Here is a 20,762-nt window from a genome sequence, read left to right on the forward strand (position 1 = left end):
ACAGCGATATGATACAAAAAACGGAGCATTTCAGGCGGCTTATGGAAAGGGACGGCATGAAGCCGTCCCTGATGTTTTTATGATCCGAGTTCTTTTCTGAGCTGTGCTTTTACTTCGTCAGTTGTGAATGCAGAATCGACGGCATTCTCAAGTATCTGTTTTTCCTGTTCGGCAGTCAGACCAAAGCTCTTTTCCATATAGCGGAATTCATCTGCCAGAGTAGTTCCTTCGATACCCATATCATCTGTGTTCAGCGTTACGGCAAGCCCGTTGTTCAGATAATCCATAAAAGGATACTGAGACATATCCTCAACAGCGTGAGTCTGTCGGTTGCTTGTGGGACACATTTCAAGTGCTATGCCTTTTTCTTTCAGCGTCTGAACGACCTCGGCATCCTCATAGCTTCTGACGCCGTGTCCGATACGGCTTGCACCGTACTCAACGGCGAGCTTTACGCTTTCTGAGCCGTCTGCTTCGCCTGCGTGTATAGTGAAAGGAATATTTGCTTTCTTGGCTTTTTTGAACAGTCCGCGGTAATTCTCAGTGGGGAAAAGGGCTTCTGCGCCTGCGAGGTCAATTGCAACAACGCCGCCGTCCTTTACAAGGTATTTCTTTGCAAGCTCAAGTGTTTCGTTGTTGGCAGCCTCGTTGCCCTCTCCGCGCATACAGCACAGTATCAGGTTGACCTTTAGCTCGGTTTCCGATATGCCTTTAAGCGCAGCCTTTACTGCGTCCTCCTGCGTCATGCCCTTTTCTGTATGGAGCTGAGGGGCAAAGCGTATTTCTGCGTATATCACGCCCTGGGAGCGGATATTCTCCGAAACAAGTCTGACCGCTTCACTGAGTCCCTCTTTTGTCTGCATGAAAGACAGCGGCAGAGCAAAGCATTTCAGGAAATCATTCAGGCTTTCGCAGTCATTTGGAACTGTCAGCTGTTTTTCAAGCTCGGCGTCGTCATGAGGGAGGGGAATACCCTGTATTTTTGCTAATTTTCGCGCTATGTCAGAAGTGACAGCGCCGTCCAGATGCAGATGGAGCTCTATATATTTGTCGGCAAATTTCTTAGGTGCAACTGCTTTTTCCATAGTAAACTCCTTTCAAGTGTCAGATATTACGATAATCAGCTTGCACTGCTTGCAGCTGTCGTTGCAATTATCGTAGCATACAAAGCGGCTTCCTGTGCAGCAATGACAGCAAGTGCAGAAGCGGATACTGCTGCCTGAGTATTGTCGGTATCTTCGTAAAGGTTGGCTGTGAGCATAGCTGCGTGCATGAGCCTTGTTTTCTTATCGAGGCTTAATGCTCCGTAGCCTTTCTGAACGCTGAGTCTGTTATCTATATCTATAACAGTGTCAACAAGCATTTTTTCGTCGGCTTCAATTATGGAGATAGCAGCGAGAGTTGAAAGCTCATAGTGTTTGCCGTACTTATGTCCTGCTGCCGTTAACATATCAAAGATACTGAAAAGTCTGCCCACCTTGTACTCCACAGCTCCGTCAGTCATGGCGAGAATATGAGATACGGTCTGAACGGCGTTCTTGTCGGAAAATTTCTTCCTGAGAAGCTCGAAGCTTTTTTCAGTTTCGGCTATGAGCTGCTGATCGTTCTTCTCGGAAAAAGCCATAAAGCCTGCCATTATGTTGTCCTCGCTTGAGGTGAGTATTGGGTGTTCCTTTTTCATCATATTATAAAGAGCGCGTCCTCTTGCAGCGATGTGCTCCGCCTTATCAGCTGTAGTTTTCTCGGCAAGGAGAGTTGAGAGCAAAGCAAGGTAATCCGATCTGCTGAAGTATTTTTTGAGGATAGCGTACATACCCATTACCTTTTCAAACTGAGCTTCTGGATCATCAGATACACAGAGCTTGGCTGCAAAGGTCGGAAGTATCGTACCCTTGAGATATGACGCAAAGCCAGCGTTCTTTTTGATAATGCTCTTGCATTCGCGGAGCCTGTTCTCGTCAGCTCTTATTCCTGCCGCACAGAATATATTTGCTGCTACAGGATAGATATATGAGCTTTCAAGCTTAAAAGTCTTTTTTATAATATCTCTGTTTGCGATAAAGTCCATTGTGATCTGTTCTGTATTGTTATTCATAGTGATTTCTCCTTTTGGTGAAGTAGTTTTTTGCTTCTGTAAACATAGTATAACATATTGTCGCATTAGTGTCGGTCTTTTAATATTACCGTATATTACAATTCTGAAATGTTCTGAATGCTGTGCTCCTGTCTGTTTCTTTAATTAAAGATTATCATAATTTTATTTCTGTGTCAATACTATTTCAGGCATATCAAAAATGAGCTTTTTATATTGCAATCTCAGACTCATCATGATATAATATGCTTGACAGTCAAAAAAGAAAAAAGGAGTGAAACTATGGAAAAGACAGTCAGCATAATGAGTTTTCTGAAGCGTTCTGCCGCTGTTGTGTGCAGTGCGGCAATGCTTCTTACTATCGGCAGTTTTAAAGTGAACATGGATAACTGCGCAGAAGCTGCTTCCGTGACAGTGTCTGACGATATAGGACTTGTGGGGAATCTCTTCTGCATTGCCGACGGAAAAAATGCAGACCACGCCGTTCTCCAATGGGCGACAACGCTCTCAGCGGACAGCTATACCCTGTATCGTTCCACATTGCCTGACAGCGGCTTTGAGCCCGTATATCAGGGCAATGGCAATTCCTATGAGGACGACGATATGGCTTCGGGAACGACATACTATTATCAGCTCAAGGTCACCTCAAAGGGAAAAGAGCTGTATTCATCGGTGAAGTCCCTTACGCCCTGCACTCTGCCGGCAGGTCTGAGTACCTACGACAACCAGAAGGGCAGCAATCTGGTCTATGAAACCAGCGGCTACAAGGTAGGGAATACCTACTACAATTACTCGCTGAAAAAGCATTCGGGCAAGGACGATATCTACCTTGCGGAGACAACTTCGAGCGACGGAAGGCACTTCGGCAATGAGAAAAACGTGGCTGACAGCACACAGAACTCCGCTCTTGCAAGCTGCAAGATAGAGTCGGTGCATATCGACTATATCCCCGAGAAAAACAAGGTGGTCGTGTGGGCACACTGGGAAAAGCCCAGCGGCTACAGCGACGGAAAGGCTCTCGTTATCACGGGTACTCCGGGAGGACAGTTCACGGTGCACCATGTGTACAATCCTCTTGGTATACAGGTCCGTGATATGGCGATATTCTTCGATGATGACGGTGCAGGCTACCTCATTGCGGCTGCAAATAAAGAGGGGCAGGGTGCTAACGCCACCATGTACATCTTCCGCATGAACGATGACTACAGCGATGTTACCGAGGTGGTGACTACACTTTTCGAGGACCAGTACCGCGAGTTCCCGAACCTTGTCAAAAAGGACGGCTACTACTTCCTGTTCACCTCACAGGCGGCAGGCTGGTACCCCAGCAGCGGCGCCTACAGCGTTACAAAAGACATTGCGGGCAAGTGGAGCGAGCTTCGCAGTATCGGCAATACCTCCACATTCTCCTCCCAGTCGGGCTGGATAGTTAATATGCAGGACAAGAACTACATCATGCACGCATACCGCTGGCTGAGAGCTTCTTCCACCAGCGGAACTACTCTTTGTCCGCTGTATTTTGACAAGGGCTTTGCATTCTATGACTATTGTCCCTATTTCAAGTACAATACCTCTACAGGCGACCTTTTCCCCGTTCAGCAGGGACAGCTTCTCTCGCAGGACAGACCTGTCTCGTCATCATTGGCGGCAAAGAGCGGAAATGCTCCTGCAAAAGCAGTTGACGGTTCGTATCAGAGCTGTTTTGCGGCGATAGGGGACTACAAGAAATGGCCTTTCTACTTGCAGGTTGACCTTGAAAAGGTATGCGACCTTGCAAACGTTCAGACCTCATGGTACATATGCAAGGGCTCAGAGGGTTACTACACCTACACCGTTGAGGGAAGCCTTGACGGCGTCAACTGGACGAAGCTTCTCGACCATACCGACAAGAGCAGCGAAACGGTAAGCAAGACCTACGGCTTCAACAGCGATATGCTGTCGGGCAAGGCAAGGTATGTACGACTTAATGTGCAGAATGCAACCCTACAGAACAATCCCAACAATAACTGGTATACGCCAACGGTCTATGAGTTCAAGGTGTTCGGAACTCCTGTGAGCTCGGCGGATAAGCCCAAGCCCTATGTGGATATAGATTTTGAGGACGGCACGGGCAATCTCAGCCTTAACGGCGGAGCTTCCGTGAAGCAGGACGGCGAAAAGGGCAAGGTGCTTTATCTTGACGGCAGCGATGATACTTACGGAGAATTTCCGCAGGGTATGCTTGACGGGCTTCGTGACTACACTGTCAGCATGGATATAAAGTCGGAGTCAGAGGGCAATTTCTTCACCTTTGCCGCAGGAAAGAATGACGAAAAGTACGTGTTCTTCCGCGTTGCCAAGGAGCTGTTCAGATTTGCCGCAACTACAGATTCATGGCGGGACGAGACCAAACTGGTATGTGACCTTGACGGTACGCAGTGGCATAATTATACTCTTGTGGTAAACGGTGCGGATACAAAGCTCTACATCGACGGCAGGGAGACTCTCCACACCACCGAAACTCACGGTCAGGTGGCTGATATGGGCTCGGGAACCAGCTGCTATATCGGAAAGTCCTACTATTCCGACGACAGCTGCTTCAAGGGCAGTATCGACAATATCAGAATATACAAGGCTGCTCTGACTAAAGGCGAGATAGTCGGAAAAGCCGATGTAAATGGCGACGTCAACGGCGACGGTCAGCTTTCCGTTGCAGACCTTGCGGCTTTGCAGAAGTTCGTTCTCGGTATCGGCGAGCTTGCCGACTGGCAGAAAGGTGACCTCTGTCAGGACGGCAGGATAGACTCCTTTGACCTGTGCCTTATGCGCAGACTGCTAATAAGCGGTGCTGAACAGCAACGATAAAAGGCTGCTGATTTTTATGAAAAAAGGAGTTATAGTAAATGATAAATATCATGTTCGTGTGCCACGGCAATATCTGTCGTTCGCCAATGGCTGAATTCATAATGAAAAAGCTTGCCGAAGAAGCAGGAGCAGGTGACCGCTTCTGTATCGAGTCAAGTGCCACAAGCACCGAAGAACTCGGCAATCCTGTTTATCCGCCTGCTCGTTCGGAGCTTGCAAAGCACGGCATAGGCTGTGCAGGAAAATACGCCGTACAGCTAAGGAAGTCCGACTATGAAAAATATGATTACTTCATCGGCATGGATACCGCCAATATCCGCAATATGAACCGTATTTTCGGCAGCGACAGGGACGGAAAAGTTTACAAGCTTCTCACCTTTGCAGGCAGGGGGGACGATGTTTCCGATCCGTGGTACAGCCGCGATTTCGGAAAGGCTTATGCTGATATCGAGGAGGGCTGCAAGGGACTTCTCAGCAGCCTTATGGAGCGATAAATGAAAGACAAGGAGATAATAAACGATAGCTTTGCACTTGGAGGATTTACCTCGGGGAAAAACGGGATATGGACAAGAAACGAGCCCTTTGATCCGCCTGCTGATGATTATGCTGCTCTCAGCAGTAAGCTCGGTATCCCGCTTTCACGTTTTATACGTCCCTATCAGGCAAGCGGCGACAAGGTGGAAATAGTCACCGCTGAACACGGCGGTTCGGGAGTTATCAAGGACAACGAGCTGAAAAGAACAGACGGACTTGTGACTGCTGAAAAGGGCGTAGCTCTCAGCGTTATCGCCGCCGACTGCGTACCCGTGTATCTTATTGCAAGAAGCGCAGGAGTTATAGGGCTTCTGCACTGCGGCTGGAGGTCAGCAGCAGGGGGACTTCTTCACAACGGGATCGCAGCCATGAAAGAGCTGGGAGCTTCTCCTGCTGAAATACAGTTCATTATCGGACCGCATATATGCGCCGATTGCTACGAGGTGGGAGAAGAAGTCAGAACTGAATACGCTAAGGCTTTCTCTGAAAAAGAGCTTGAAGCAATATTCAAAGTCCGTGATAAAAGGCTGTATCTCTCGCTTTCAAAGGCTTTACAGCTTAAAGCAGAAGCCGAGGGCATACTTCAGGAAAAGATCTCAGCTGTAAATGAATGCACCTGCCATGACAAGTCCTATTATTCATACAGGCGCGGAGACCGCGGCAGGCAGGATCTGGCATATCTGGTACTTAAATGATAGAATTAATGTAATGCAGTCCGTTTGGGCTGCATTGGTTTTATAATATGCTTTTCCTGCAAAAAAACGAGAGAAAAGACCTGCGAATGCTTGACGGACAGGCTTTACGATATAATGCTCAAAAATTGCGAAAGTCCGAGTTTAAAGCAAAAATTGCGGCTTTTTGTTATTATTGAACATAATTGTTCATGATTTATTGACTTTTCATTACTGCAATGCTATACTTGAAGCATAAATACTATTTCATAGTGAAAGGAGCTTTTGTAATGAAATTTAACAGAACGGTTTCAAAGCTTATTGCAGGTTCTCTCGGAATGCTTCTTGCATTGGGAGCTTTTCCCGACAGCGGCTTTATTGCTCCCATGAGAGCTTCTGCCGAAACTATCAACGCATACGGAACTATCAACTACAACACCGATGACAAATTGTATGTGTATACTCTTTCGGGCTATACCTATGACCATTCCGACGTTTATAACGGTACTCCATGTATCACTATCCAGAACAGCGAAAGAACTCATCTCGAAGGAGTCGGCGACGAGCTCAACATATACGATACAGATGAAAATAATCTTAAACTGCTTGAAAAGCTCAAAAGCGGCGAAAGCTACGATATCACCTTTGAATCAAAGGTGTTCTATGACTTCCTGAACACTGAAAAAGGTCCCTCTTTTGAAGAACTCACACCTGAAGAAATGGGGCTGTTATTCAAAGGAGAACTTGAGTTAGGTCCTCCCATAAATCCCGACCTTGGCTTTGATCCCTTTGATGACTGTGATCCGGGCTACACAAGTACTTATGATGATGGTACATGGAGCGACTGGAGCGCCTTTGGCGGCTACAATACGAAGTATTATTCTCTCCGCGCCGATAAGCTCATTTCAGTCAAGCGCCATAATTTCAACTACTACGGAGATATCAACGGCGACGAGGTAGTTGATTCCTTTGACAGACTTGAATACGGCAAATACATAAACGGCTGTCTCGGCAGGGAGCTTACAAGAGACCAGTTCCTCAATGCTGATATCAACAAGGATAACAGAATAGACGAGGAAGATTTCAAGCAGATAACTGATTTTATCCTCGGAAAAGTAACTGAATTCAACGGAGTTACGGAAATAGGCAGTATCCGCCTCGGCGACAATATCGACGTTCAGCGCTCTGAGGGCAAGGAAGCAGATGAGAAATTTGCAGAGGCTCAGATGAAGTTCGGCGTTGACCTGCTGAAGCAGTGCTTTGATCCGAAGAAAAAGGAAAAGAACGTACTTGTTTCGCCGTTCTCGATATCATCTTCGCTTTCCATGATGGCAAACGGTGCCGACAATAACACATTAAAGGAAATGGAAGAAGTCCTCGGCGGCTCAAAGCTCTCATTAGACGATATCAACGAATATATGTCATATTTCCTCAGCAGGACTCCCGACGAGGATGGCAAACACCTCAATATTGCCAACTCGCTCTGGTGCAAGGACGCTGAATACTTCAAGCCCCTTGACAGTTTCCTTGAGACCGATAAGAAGTATTACGGCGCTGAGATATACAAGACCAACTTTGATGACGGAACTGTAAGCGATATCAACAGCTGGGTGAACAAGAACACCAACGGAATGATACCTACTGCCGTGCGCAAAAGCGATTTTAACGATCTTACCCGCATAGCTCTTATCAATACCCTTTACTTTGATATGGAGTGGGATAAGAAGTACGAAAAGACCAACGACGGAAAATTCACCGATCTTGACGGTAATACCCACAGTATCAAGGAAATGAAGAGTCAGGAATACTTATATTATGAGCTTGAGGATGCAGACGCTTTCAAGAAGCCTTACCTGAACGGCGATTATTACTTCCTTGGCATAATGCCGAGAGACAAGGATATAATCCAGTACGTGAAGGAACTTGACGCCGAGAAGCTTTCAGAAGCTCTCACAAAGCCCTATGAGTCCGCGGAAGTTCCTCTCGATCTTCATGTAATGATACCCGAGTTTGAATACGACTATTCAGCAAGTCTTCCCGATACTCTCAAAGCGCTGGGCATGAAGGACGCTTTTGATTATAAAAAAGCAGATTTCTCAAGGCTATGCGACTGTACTGTTCCGGGTTCTGATCCTATATATATTGGTGATGTTATCCACAAGACCAAGATAGAGGTCAGCAAGGAGGGCACAAAGGCAGTAGCAGTTACTGTAACCTTTGGCAACGCAGGCGGTATGACTCCACAGGTGAAGACCGTAAATATCAGGCTCGATAAGCCGTTTGTATACATGATAGTGGATAAGAACAATATTCCACTGTTTGTAGGCGCTGCTACAGAGCTTGGCAAATAATAACTGAGCAAGCTCCGCGTAACCGTGATACTTATAAAGAAGATTTATGCTTATTATTGAGAGAACCCCTTTTGAAAAAGGGGCTTCTCTCAAACTCTCTCCCTAAAACTTTCGTTTTGTTTTTTCACAGATAGGGCGCTCCTGCATTTTGCAGGTGTTTTTTTATTTAAGGAGCGCCCTATCTGCGAAAAAACCAGATAAAAGTCTTTGGAAAGGGGTATGGGGGAGAACCTTTCCTCAGAAAGGTTTCCCCCATAAATAAATATAAGCTTCTATATTAGTATTTCGGTAATGCGGAGCTTGCTCTTTTAGCGCTTTTATGATATAATAAAAAATATCTTTTATGTTTCGCTATAAATGCTGTAATTACCGAGGAATACGACAATGAATATCATTTTAAAGAAGCTTATACGATTTTCTATGAGAGATTTTATGAAGCTCAGCAGGCTTGACAATCCCGAATTCGGCGAGGGACTTGCAGAGCTAAAGAAAAAACTGCCGCAGGACTCCGCTCCGTCAAAAAGAATAAGGCGTGAAATGGAAGTGAAAAAGCGTCGTGTTAAGAACGGAATATACTATGTTGCCCGTGACAGGCGCAACAGAAGCGGCAAAAAGGTGCTGTTTATCCACGGCGGCGGATTTTTCCTTGAAGCTTTGCCCCTGCACTGGAGGCTTTGTCAGCGTCTTGCAAGAGATACGGGCTGCGAGATAATTTTTCCGCAGTACCCCATGGTGCCCGAGAGCAACGCAAAAGAATGCCACATTATGCTCATGGAGGTCTACAGTGAGCTCATGAAAAACAGCCGTCCCGAGGATATAACCATTATAGGAGATTCTGCAGGCGGAACTCTGTCCCTGTCGCTGTCCATGCTGGCGATAGAAAGGGGACTTCCCGTTGCAAATGAGATAATCCTTATCTCTCCCGGCTTTATAATAGGGAAAATGACTGAGAAAGAGCAGAAAAGAGCCGATTACATCAGGCAGCAGGACTGTATCATAGGTCATTTCCCTGTGGAAAAGGTAAGCGAGCTGTGGCTGGGCGACCTTGACGTGAACAACTACAGAGCCGACGCTACAAAGGGCAGTATAGAAGGACTTCCTCATATCACCATGTTTTCGGGAACTCACGACATAATGAACATTCCTGCAAGGCGGTTTGCCGCTAAAATGAAAAAAGAGCACCAACCATTTTCTTATTACGAGAAAAAAGGCGGAGCCCATGATTATGCCCTGTTAAAAAAGAGCCGTAAGGAATACGATATCATCGTATCCAGAATATTATGTTCAGAATAATTACTGCCCACAGAGTTTTTCATCTGTGGGCAGTTGTTTTTTTGAGCGATATACTTGCTCTTTACTATGTCAGAATTTGTCCGATGTCAAGCGCGTGTGTGTACCTGACCGCCTGCAAGTGTCTTGCCGTGAGCCTTAGCCATATCAGAGATATTTACGTTCTGATAGCCGTTCTGAGCCAGCCATGGGAGAACCTCTTCCATAGCAGCAGCTGTTGTAGCATATGTCTCGTGGCAGAGCACGATAGCGCCTTCAAGGGAGCCGTCCTGAGCAGCCTGCTTGATCTTGTTTACGATCTGATCCTTGCTTGCGTTGTTCCAGTCGCCTGTGTCGATAGCACAGCTGATAAGCGGTACATCGTAGAGAGCTGACTTGACCTGTCCGCTGCCGTCGAGATATGGGAGTCTCATGATGTGTGACGGCTCAGCGCCGATAATGCTCTTGAGCTTGCTGTTGCACTGTTCCCACTCGCTGCGAACCTGCTGAGAACCAAGTGAACCAAGCTTTGGATGTGAAGTGGAGTGGTTAGCGACCTCCATGCCGTTCTTGTATGCGAACTTGACCTCTTCATTGTCGCCTGCTGTTGTTGTCCAGTTGCCTACATAGAAGAATGTAGCTGTCATTTTGTTCTTGATAAGAGCATTGAGTATTCTCATTGAAGTATCAGATGAGTTGTTGCCTACAGCGCCGTCATCAAATGAGATAGCGCAGAGCTTCTTGCCTGCCTGAACGCCCGGTGTTGTAACTGCCGGAGCTTCGCCAACGTGTCCCTGACCTGTTACTACAGAAGATTTTGTGCCCTCTGTACCTATAAGTACATCGTCAATATAGAAGTTCATAAGGTCGCTCGACTCCTGAAGTGTTTCAAAATAAAGTATCATATCGCCTGAGTTTTCAGGGATAGTGAATGACGTGTTTTCGAGCTTTGTCCACTCGTTGTTCTTGCAGGTTGCCTTAGCGATAGATGTGTAAGTTGCGCTGTCGCCGTCACCCTGCTGGAGTGAAAGCTGGATAGTTGCGTCCTTGCCTGACTGCTGGAGTACAGCAGCGCTGAAGCTGTATGTTTCGCCAGCCTTGAAGTCTGAACCGAGAGTTAAAGCTGCGCCGTTCCACTCAGCTGATCTGCCTGTTACGTACAGGGATTTGCCTGAGTAGTAGCTGTCGCCGCTTATCTCAACAGAAGCGTTGCCTCTGCCTGCCCAGCTTTCAGTGCTTGAATCAAATGAATTCTTTAAGAGAGTCTTTGCAACAGGAGCCTGAGTTGTGGTTGTTGCCTGTGTTGTAGGCTGTGTAGTTGCCTCTGTTGTAGGCTGAGTTGTGGGAGCCTGAGTTGCAGGCTGTTCAACGGGCTCAGCTTTGAGGTTGTTTGACCAGCTCTCAGGGAGCTTTGTGATAAGGCTTAACAGATATTTCTGGATAGAAAGCGCGTCATTTGAAGTAATGCCGCCGCCTGCCTCGTAAACGTCTGCGTTGTAGAGACCTGCCTCTGTGAGAGAATACTTATTTGGGTTTGCGAGAGACTGCATGATAAGAACTACGTCGCCCATATCTACTGTATTGTCGCCGTTTGCGTCGCCCCACTTGGATACCTTTGCTTCAAATGCAGCCTTAGGATCCTGTGTTACAGGAGGTGCAGTTGTAACAGCTGTTGTAGTAGTGGTCGTTGTGGTCGTAGTTGTAGTAGTTGTTGTTACAGCAACAGGACCGTCAACCTTTACGCCAGCCTTAGCAACGACAACTTCGTCAATGCTGAAATCGCCTGTGCCCTCTTCTGTCTCAACATAGAGGATATATCCCGAGCCCTCGGGGAGCTTGAAGTTTGTGTTGGAAAGCTGTACGTATTCGCCGTTTGAAACTCCGTCTGCAATGTGAGCATAAGCTGTTGTGCCCGTCGAATCCTTGTATTCCAGTGACAGCATCATATTGCCTGAGCCCTTTGCAACAGCACTGAAGCTGTACTCCTGACCTGCCTTGAAAGTAAGGGAGTCGAGAGTTTTTGCTGCGCCGTGCCATGCACTGCTTCTGTCGGAAACTGTCAGAGCCTTATTTCCCTTGTAAGCTGTACCGCCAGTGTTTACAGAAGCGCCGCCGCGGCTCTCCCAGCTGCCGTTATCGTCCTCGAATGTATCGTGGTAATAGTAACCGTTTGCGTCTGGCTCTATCGGCTCTGGAGGAACAGGATCCTTGCCGCCCTCGAAGCCCTTGCCGTCGCTGACGAGACTTACAACGAATGTGGAAACGCTGTTTGCAGGAAGCTGTGAACTGAAGCACGAACCGCTGAAAGCAAGACCTGAAGTCTTCGTAATATTCTCACTACCAGATGTTCTGTAACGTGTAACATCTGTAATAGTTCTTCCGCTGAAGTTGAACTGCTGAACAACAGCATTGCTGCCCTTATTGATAGCAACGACAGTAGCCTGTGTATCGCTGTGCTTGTAAGCAGAAACGAGAATATTTGAATCAGGCTGTTCTGTGGCGTCGATACGAACATCTCCCGGACGAACCCACTTGGAGAACTGAGCCATTGCATAGCCACGCTTTGATATCTTTCCTGTATCCCACATCGGGCTGTACTGACGGCGGATATACCACCAAACATAAGCGTTCATATTACCAACAACGAGCGCATTATGGATATTCTCAGCAACCTTAACGCCCTCAGGCCATCTGTCTGCGGAGTTGTTGTCGCTGTTCGGAACGTAAACCTCTGTCATCCAGATCTCCTTGCCGCACTGTTCAAGGGCAGGGAAATCCATCTGGCTGCGCTGTGTTCCGTAGAAGTGAGTACCGAACATATCGCAGTTTGCCATAGCCTTGGAATTATTAAGAATAGCATTGTAGAAGCTCTTATTATAGCTGAAACTCTCAGGAGACATCAGCTTTGTAGTTGTGCCTGCTGTTACGGATTTACCGTAGTTTGCAATGAAGTTTGCCGCACGGTCTGGTGTCCATGCTGTCCACTCGCCTGACCAGTCAGGCTCATTCTGTACTGATATGGAGTTGAGCTGAACGCCCTGACTGTTACAGTACTTGATAAAGTCGTTGAGGTGCTGTGCGTACTGTCCCTCAGCGCCGTTTTTCAGAACGTACTGACCGCCTGAAGGACCGCCCGAGCCATTCTGTCTCATTGATGCAGGCGGGTTCCAAGGTGTAGCAAATACAGTTGCACCAAGCTTCTGAGCTCTCTGAGCTGTTGGGATAGCGTTCTTCCAAGCGTTCTTGTCGTCACTGACAAAAATACGAAGAATTGTAAGACCAAGCTCGTTATCGCCGTTTCCGAAAGCTGTCTGGACCTGAGCTGCCGTCATGTCTCCGGGAGCTCCGTTCTGAGCGTTGTAGCTCTGCCACTCAGGGTGGTTCATGCCGCCGAAGCCGCGGATAGTCTGGTATTCTTTGTTTGTGTTGATGTTGCACGCGCTGGCAGCGTCAGCTACCATAGGCGCTGGCGACGGGAAAGAGGATGCTGTGCCTATCAGCATTGCTCCCGCCATGACTGCCGAAACAGCAGTTTTGAATTTCTTTGAGATATTCATTATTTTAACCTCCTGTACGCAATTTTTTAGCCTATGTTTGCGTAATTTAGCGTTTTACTATTATTCATTTTACCATGATTCACATATGTTGTAAACTCAAAAAATGCTGTTTGGGTGGACGAAACGCCGCTTGTTTGACTTATTTGTAGAGCGTGAAAAACTTTTAACAGCAAGGCTCGTTGAAAAAGTCAATTTCAGCCGCAGTTGAAATAAAAAGGGATATATTATATAATAAGGAAGAAAAAATTTTCAGAATATATGTTACACTTTGGGAAGTTGCAGCAAGTGTATTATATGAAAGCACTTACAGGTGCCGAGCTTTTTGAATAATATAAGGTGGTGATTCTATGACAGATAGCGAATATAAAAAATTATATGAAAATGATCCAAGTGAAGCTCAGACGGCATTGTTCAACGAATATCTCAGCTATGTTTACGCCATAGTCTATAATAAGCTGCGAAGCTGCGGAAGCCGCGAGGATATGGAGGAATGTGTGGGAGATGTCTTTTCCGCTGTCTTTATAAGCTATGACCGAAAGGGCTGCTTTGACGGCGATATGAAAGGCTTTATCGGCACTATAGCGAGCCGTACCGCTATTCAGATGTACCGCAGACTTGTACGCAGCAGTGATACTGTCTATATCGAGGACGAAACTACAGAGATAGCCGATTCACAGCGAATTGAGCATATAACGGAACGCAGCGATATGCGCAATACGCTTCTGCGGCTGATAGAAAGCCTTGGCGAGCCTGATTCTGATATCATAATACAGAAATACTACTACAACATGAATTCAAATGAAATAGCAAGCAAGCATTCCATGTCGCCTGAAGCGGTCAGAATGAGATGCAGCAGAGCGCTCAAAAAGCTCAAGGAGCTTCTTACACGAGAGGGATATGATATGAAGGAGGGAAATGTATGAGTGAGAATAAGGAAATAGGCTTTGATATCCTCGAGGATTCTGATATAAACACAGTTGAAGAAATAGGAACAGAGAAAATGGAAATAGATGAAGAAGCAAGAGAGAGAATGCTTAAAATTACCATGAAGAAGTACGAAAAAGAGAAAAAGCTTCTTGGTAATGAAACTGAGGGAGCAGCTTCGGCTGAGGGATATGCTGATTCGGTGTCAGGCGTGGACAGCTATAAGAAGCATAAAATATCGAATATCATATATATTGCCCTGTGTTCGGCAGCTGCCGTGGCAATAATTGCAGGAAGCCTCTTTATGCTGAAAAATAATGGCAGAACATATAAGCCTCAGATATCTGATCCTATAATTGAAGCCACAACAGTAACCACTTCTGCGGCAGTTACAGCAACTGATGCAGCAGTTCAGACAACGGATAAGTCAGCAGCTAAGTCATCGACTGCCAAGAGCACTACATCTTCGGCCACAACGACAACATCAACTACTACTGCCGCTGTGACCTCTACAAATGCTCCTGAGCCTGTAACAGACGCTCCCGAACCTGAACCGGAACGTGAACCGACAGAAGAAGACAGGGAAAAAGAGGTACTTGACGCTGTTTACAATATTACACACGACGGTTATTATCCTACCTATACTGAAACTAATGGTACTTTTGAGCATTATACCTCCGACGGTACTCTGGTAGATTTCAAAAACATTATAAACTATATGGCCTATGAAGCTGAAACCCTTCCCTTTGACAGAACGCTGGGAGCTGTTGCTGACGAGCAGGACGCTATAGATAAGGGAAGATACGTGTTACTTACCTGTAAAGGTCAGGAGTTCATGGATTGGCTTGAAAAAGAACCCACACGTTATCCTGATGTTGAGTTTGTACGTGATTATCCGCCGATCATAGCAGAGTATTATGATGAATATGATGTGTGGTATATACACACTACAGGTCCGAGCTGGAGCCCTGTAGACGGAGGATATCCACATATCGTTGCATTGACCGAGGGAATATCATATCAGATGTTTGTACGCGGCTGTGACGGTAAGATATTAGGCAGCTTTATCAATTATTGATATATTACAGGCATAGCTATTGATTTGAGCACGGGACTGTGGTATACTGAATATGTTCAAAAATCTATCTTCGGAGGAAAATAATATGAAACTTTCATTTGAAAAAGGCTTTTTCGCACCGCTCCCTGTACTTATCATCGGAACCTACGACGCAAACGGCACGCCTAATGCCATGAACGCAGCATGGGGCGGTCAGATAGGCATGAATCAGATATCTGTCAGCCTTTCGAGCAGCCACAAGACCACTGAGAATATCAGGCTGAACAAGGAGTTCACTGTTGCCTATGCAACAGCTCAGCAGATAGCTGCCTGCGACTATGTGGGCATTACATCGGGCAACAAGGTGGAGAACAAGTTGGAAAAGTGTGGTTTTACCGTAACCAAGTCTGATAAGGTCAATGCTCCTGTTATAGACCAGCTCCCTGTAACTATCGAGTGCAAGGTCATTGATATACAGGAGGAATTCGGCGAGACAAGAGTTGTTGCCGAGGTAGTCGGACTTAAAGCAGACGAGAGCGTTATGACCGACGGCAAGGTGGATTACAGCAAGGCAGGTCTTGTTATATATGATACGGTTTCAAAGACCTACAGATCTGTCGGCGAAAGCGTAGCTGCTGCCAGAAGCGTCGGAAAAAAGTTTGAATAATAATCTTAAAATGATGTTATATCATATTTGGATGAATAAGTTGAGCCTCTGAGAGCCTCTGAAAAAAAGTCTGTAAAAAATCAGCGAGTCTATCCAAAAATTTGTGTAAACCTCTGAAGTAGTGTATAATAGAAGAGACACTACTTCGGAGGTTTTAATTATGAGCAGAAGACGAAGAAATGAAACAGAAGAGCAGCGAGCAAGAAGAGAGCTGATAAGCGATTTTCTTTCGGCAGCTAATATCCAGAGCATGGATGATATTCAGGAGCTGTTCAAAGAAGCACTGGCCGGATTTATGGAAGGCAGCCTTGAATCAGAACTTGATTCTGAGCTTGGGTATGAGCCGTATGACATAAAGAACAAGGAAACTGACAATAGTCGAAACGGTCACAGCAAGAAAACTCTGCGTACCAGTATGGGTAAGGTAGATATCGAAGTCCCCCGTGACAGAAACGGCGAATTTGAGCCTAAGATACTGCCTAAGAATCAGACAAGCATATCCCAGGATATGGAGAACAAGATCATCTCCATGTATGCAAAAGGTATGTCAACATCTGATATTGAGGATCATATCCGTGATATTTACGGTCTGGAGATATCGGATACTACTGTCAGCCGTATCACAGATAAAGTGCTCCCTGTAGCGAAAGAATGGCAGCAGAGACCGCTTGAAAGCGTCTATGCAGTTGTATTTCTTGATGCTATACATTACCATGTCCGCAGCGAGGGACAGATCATCAAGAAGGCTGTCTACATAGCCATAGGCGTTAATATGGACGGCAGGAAGGACGTTCTCGGTATGTGGGTTGGTGAAAATGAAAGCGCTAAGTTCTGGGCGGGCGTACTTAATAGCCTGCGTAACAGAGGCGTTGAAGATATTCTTATCGCCTGCACCGACAACCTAACAGGATTCTCTCAGGCTATAGAAGCGGTATTTCCGAAAACTGATATCCAGAACTGCATAATCCATCAGCTCAGAAATTCCAGCAAATACGTCTCTTACAAGGACATCAAGGCACTTATGTCTGACCTGAAAAAGGTCTATACCGCTGTAGATGAGGAAGCTGCACTGGATGCTCTTGAGGCCTTTGCTGCGGTCTGGGACAGCAAGTATCCCAAGATATCAAAGTCCTGGTATGAGAACTGGCCTAATCTCAGCACCTATTTCAAGTTCCCGCAGGAGCTGCGAAAGCTGATCTATACGACCAATACCATAGAAGGCTTCAATCGCCAGCTCAAGAAAGTGACTAAGGCAAAGTCTGTATTTCCGACCGATGATAGCCTTTTCAAAATGCTGTATCTGGCTATGAAGGACATCACGAAAAAATGGACTGGTCGCCGACAGGACTGGAGCCGCATATACGCTCAGTTGGTAATCTACTACGGCAACAGGATACCCGAATAACATTTTCATCTTGACAATCAAATAATCATGTGCTAATATGCAGATAAGACCGACTGCTTTCACAATCGGTCTCATCATATACTCTTTTATTGCACTATTTTTCGTTTACACAGAATTTGGGATTGACTCAAATCAGCTAACTGTGATAAAATAGAATTAATATCACAGGAGGCTGATTTTTTCAGAGGCCTACAATTCGAGGTTGTGACATCTTATACAGTGGTTTCTTATCAACTTTTGTATGTACGTTAGGCTGATGATGTGGTATTCGGAACTATTGTCAATGATTACACACTACCGTCCCAGCGATTTTTGAAAATATATGAAAAATAGTGTTCTATTGTATTTTAGGTGTGTTCTGCTTGCAATGTATTTCGTTGGTTACTTTATTAGGGATTGATGAACTTTCATATCTTATGTATACTGTTTATGAGAGATAGAACTTCTTTCTGATATGATTTTTATGTGGTAACTATATTCTAACAGATCTTTGTCTATCGCTCTATTCTTTTTCCAATTTTGTACAATATCTATTGTAGCACTACAATATTTTATTCAAATTGTTCGTATTTATATTGACTTTACTTTTAATTTATGTTACACTTTTATTTGTTATATTGGTATTAATAACCGCTGTCTCGATAATAAACATGATTTGTTATATTATATTGAAAGGGGACATAATATCTATGAAAAAAAGAATATGTCATTGCTTTTTTATTACATTTATAGTTGTACTGCTGACGGGAAATGTTTTTTTTTGGGGAATGCAGAAAGAAGGTTTTCATGTTGATGAATTATTTTCGTATGAACAGATTGGAAATACAGAGTATACTAAGCCTGAATTTGACAGACCTGATGAACCGTGTTTGAATACTTGGCATTCCAGAGAATATTATGAAGATTATTTAACTGTAAGCAGCGATGAAGCATATGATATTTCAGCGTTTTATGACAGCGCAAGTCGTAATAAAGCACACCCGCCATTGTATCTTACTTTATTTGGAATGTATGTTTCAGCTTTTTTTCAAAATAATTTTACTAAATGGAGTGGAATAACATTCAACATTGTTTTCTTTGTATTAACATTGCTCGTCTTATATGATCTTTCATATAAATTGCTGAAAAAAAGAAGATTGGCTATTTTTTCTGTTTTTTTATACGGAGCCAGCATAGGTGCAGTAAGCACAGCTGTTTTTATAAGAGTTTACATGATGTTAACTTTTTTTACAATTTCTTTTGTAGATTTGCATATTCATTTGTGCTTGAAAAAAGCAGATGAAAATTCCTCAATTTCAAAAAGACTATTAGTTTATCTGGGGATATTGATAACACTAGTATTAGGTTCGCTATCACAGTATTATTTTGTTGTTATGGCTTTCTTTGTATGCCTTTTGTATTTTATTATTCTTTTGGCAACAAAAAGAAAACGTTTAATAGTTGAATATATTATTATAATTATAACAGGACTTGCTGTGTATTTCGCTATATGGCATAACTTTTTCAGAGATCTGTTTAAAGAATCAAGAGGCACTGAAGCTCTCAGTAATCTTGCGGACTCTTCTGATTATTCAGTTCAACTGATGCACTATTTACAAGAATTCAACAAATACTTTTTAGGTGGTAATTTCTTTTGGATATTAATCATTGTATCTATATTAGCAATAAAATACTATTTAAAAAATATCAATCGATTTTCATTTAATAATGATAATTCTTTTGAATTAGAGTATAACACATTAAAGAATAAAGCAGCTCAGCCGAAAATAAAAAAATATGAGAAAGAATCTCTTTGTGTAATATTTGTTTTGTTGTCAGTAATTCTATATTTACTAACAATAACTAAGATAGCGCCTGTTCTTAAATTTGATACTTTTAAAGATAAACGATATATTTATAATGTTTTTCCACTTATGGTTCTTATAACCGTTTTTTTAATTTACAAAGCAATCTCAAAATTTTATGATTCATTAATTGTCAAGAGGATCATTGCTGTAATTATGATTATGTTTACAATATCCGGATATCTTGGTTATGGCGTGGATTATCTATACAAAGGTGCAGATGAACAAATGGAGTATTTAGATGTTTTTTCAGATTACAGAGTACTATTTGTTTCTAATCTTAAATATCTTGTTTCCAATCTAAATGTTTATTTTACTCATAATAAAGCTGTTTATCAAACTAATGTATATGATTTGAAAAAACAAAATATACCGCTGAAAGAATTTGATGATGATAAGCTAATTGTTTATGTAAGCAATGATATAGAGGGCAGCGATTCTGTAATAGATATAGTTTGTGAAGAATTAAACGTTCAAAAAAAGACCTTTTTATTTGAGACTGTTGGACGGCATACAGCCAATGTTTATCTGCTTTGTTTAGAATAATTCATACTGTGTATTTGCGGCGTAATTACGCCTAAATCATCATTATATAATAAAGGAGTCGTGATGATGAGACTTGTTTCAATTCTTGTGCCTGCATTTAATGAAGAGGAATCTATTGTTGAATTGTATAAAGAGGTCGATAAAAACTTAAAGGATGTTGAAGATGTCGAGTGGGAACTCTGGGTTGTAAATGATGGCAGCAGTGACATGACAGAAAAAGTGGTATTGGAACTGACTGAAAAGGATAAAAGGGTACATCTTATATCATTCCGTAAGAACTTTGGAAAATCCCCTGCACTTCAGGCAGGACTGCGTCATGTCAATGGTGATATAATCTTCACTATGGACGCTGACCTTCAGGATGATCCGGTAGAATTGTCAAATTTCATAAAAAAGCTTGACGAGGGATACGATATGGTCGTTGGCTGGAAGCAGAAGCGGCTTGACCCGTTGGAGAAAAGGATACCATCAAAGATTTTCAACTCAGTCACTTCAAAAATTGCCGGTTTCAAGCTGCACGATTTTGACTGTGGATATAAGTGCTTTCGCAGAGAGGTTGCCGATTCACTTGATATATACGGTGAGTTGCACCGCTATATACCGGTGCTTGCCTATAGGAATGGCTTCAGGATAACTGAGATGCCAGTACATCACCGTGAAAGAAAACACGGCAGGTCAAAATACGGTCTGGAAAGGTATATGCGAGGTTTCCTTGATTCACTGACGACTGCATTCTTGCTCAAATTCTCTGACAGACCTATGTATTTCTTCGGACGTGTAGGCGTTATATTTTCAATCACAGGATTCCTGATATGTCTCATTATGGCAATAGAATGGTTCATGGGTTACAAGATCGGAGACAGACCCCTGCTTCTGCTGGGAGTACTTTTGATTATCGTCGGATTTCTCTCTGTTTCTACCGGCTTTGTGTGTAACCTCATCACGGATCAGAACTACCGTAAGAACTACAGTGAACATCATATCAAAATTATAAAATGATA

At 44.0% G+C, this 20,762-nt stretch carries 15 protein-coding genes; 12 read left to right on the forward strand and 3 right to left on the reverse strand.

The annotated features are described in order from the left end of the window. Positions 1-77: 77 nt before the first annotated feature. Together add and BT105_RS04430 are read right to left on the reverse strand one after the other, a co-directional pair. Positions 78-1,085, reverse strand: coding sequence for an adenosine deaminase (gene add / locus BT105_RS04425; RefSeq protein WP_072299611.1), 1,008 nt, complete (start codon positions 1,083-1,085; stop codon positions 78-80). Between the two features lie 35 nt (positions 1,086-1,120). After that, the gene (locus BT105_RS04430; protein ID WP_072299612.1) at positions 1,121-2,095 is read right to left on the reverse strand and encodes a DUF4003 family protein; all 975 of its coding nucleotides are present in this window, start codon (positions 2,093-2,095) and stop codon (positions 1,121-1,123) included. A gap of 279 nt (positions 2,096-2,374) precedes the next feature. Between BT105_RS04430 and BT105_RS04435 the strand changes: the two genes are divergently transcribed. The 5 genes from BT105_RS04435 to BT105_RS04455 all read left to right on the forward strand — a co-directional run bounded on the left by BT105_RS04435 (position 2,375) and on the right by BT105_RS04455 (position 9,785). Then, the gene (locus BT105_RS04435) at positions 2,375-4,936 is read left to right on the forward strand and encodes a LamG-like jellyroll fold domain-containing protein (RefSeq protein WP_072299613.1); all 2,562 of its coding nucleotides are present in this window, start codon (positions 2,375-2,377) and stop codon (positions 4,934-4,936) included. Between the two features lie 38 nt (positions 4,937-4,974). After that, a complete protein-coding gene (locus tag BT105_RS04440) occupies positions 4,975-5,430 on the forward strand; it encodes a low molecular weight protein-tyrosine-phosphatase (protein ID WP_072299614.1) in 456 nt (151 codons plus the stop codon). After that, positions 5,431-6,165, forward strand: a complete 735-nt coding sequence (locus tag BT105_RS04445; protein ID WP_072299615.1) for a purine nucleoside phosphorylase YfiH/LACC1 family protein — start codon at positions 5,431-5,433, stop codon at positions 6,163-6,165. A 266-nt stretch (positions 6,166-6,431) separates the two neighbouring features. Then, complete coding sequence (locus BT105_RS14640) at positions 6,432-8,492, forward strand: serpin family protein (protein ID WP_177243925.1); 2,061 nt, start codon at positions 6,432-6,434, stop codon at positions 8,490-8,492. A gap of 384 nt (positions 8,493-8,876) precedes the next feature. Further along, the gene (locus BT105_RS04455; protein ID WP_072299616.1) at positions 8,877-9,785 is read left to right on the forward strand and encodes an alpha/beta hydrolase fold domain-containing protein; all 909 of its coding nucleotides are present in this window, start codon (positions 8,877-8,879) and stop codon (positions 9,783-9,785) included. 86 nt (positions 9,786-9,871) lie between these two features. Here BT105_RS04455 and BT105_RS04460 read toward each other — a convergent pair whose 3' ends face one another. Next, positions 9,872-13,318, reverse strand: coding sequence for a carbohydrate binding domain-containing protein (locus BT105_RS04460; RefSeq protein WP_072299617.1), 3,447 nt, complete (start codon positions 13,316-13,318; stop codon positions 9,872-9,874). Positions 13,319-13,497: 179 nt separating this feature from the next. Between BT105_RS04460 and BT105_RS14955 the strand changes: the two genes are divergently transcribed. The 7 genes from BT105_RS14955 (at position 13,498) to BT105_RS04490 (ending at position 20,760) form a co-directional block, all read left to right on the forward strand. After that, on the forward strand, positions 13,498-13,644 hold the full coding sequence (locus BT105_RS14955) for a hypothetical protein (RefSeq protein ID WP_177243926.1): 147 nt from the start codon (positions 13,498-13,500) through the stop codon (positions 13,642-13,644). 21 nt (positions 13,645-13,665) lie between these two features. Next, on the forward strand, positions 13,666-14,241 hold the full coding sequence (locus tag BT105_RS04465) for an RNA polymerase sigma factor (protein ID WP_072299618.1): 576 nt from the start codon (positions 13,666-13,668) through the stop codon (positions 14,239-14,241). Then, complete coding sequence (locus tag BT105_RS04470; RefSeq protein WP_072299619.1) at positions 14,238-15,320, forward strand: hypothetical protein; 1,083 nt, start codon at positions 14,238-14,240, stop codon at positions 15,318-15,320. Before BT105_RS04465 ends, BT105_RS04470 begins: the two co-directional genes overlap by 4 nt. 85 nt (positions 15,321-15,405) lie before the next feature. Continuing rightward, positions 15,406-15,966 (forward strand): flavin reductase family protein, encoded by a 561-nt coding sequence (locus BT105_RS04475; RefSeq protein ID WP_072299620.1) that lies wholly within the window; start codon positions 15,406-15,408, stop codon positions 15,964-15,966. Between the two features lie 160 nt (positions 15,967-16,126). Beyond that, positions 16,127-17,371 (forward strand): IS256 family transposase, encoded by a 1,245-nt coding sequence (locus BT105_RS04480; protein ID WP_072299621.1) that lies wholly within the window; start codon positions 16,127-16,129, stop codon positions 17,369-17,371. Positions 17,372-18,060: 689 nt separating this feature from the next. Continuing rightward, positions 18,061-19,761, forward strand: a complete 1,701-nt coding sequence (locus BT105_RS04485) for an ArnT family glycosyltransferase (RefSeq protein ID WP_072299622.1) — start codon at positions 18,061-18,063, stop codon at positions 19,759-19,761. Positions 19,762-19,824: 63 nt separating this feature from the next. After that, positions 19,825-20,760: a glycosyltransferase family 2 protein gene (locus tag BT105_RS04490; RefSeq protein WP_081367788.1), complete on the forward strand. Its 936-nt coding sequence runs from the start codon at positions 19,825-19,827 to the stop codon at positions 20,758-20,760. The last annotated feature ends 2 nt before the right edge of the window (positions 20,761-20,762 follow it).

Origin of the sequence: Ruminococcus flavefaciens (assembly GCF_900119075.1) — a bacterium.
Taxonomy (GTDB): Bacteria; Bacillota; Clostridia; order Oscillospirales; family Ruminococcaceae; genus Ruminococcus; species Ruminococcus flavefaciens_Q.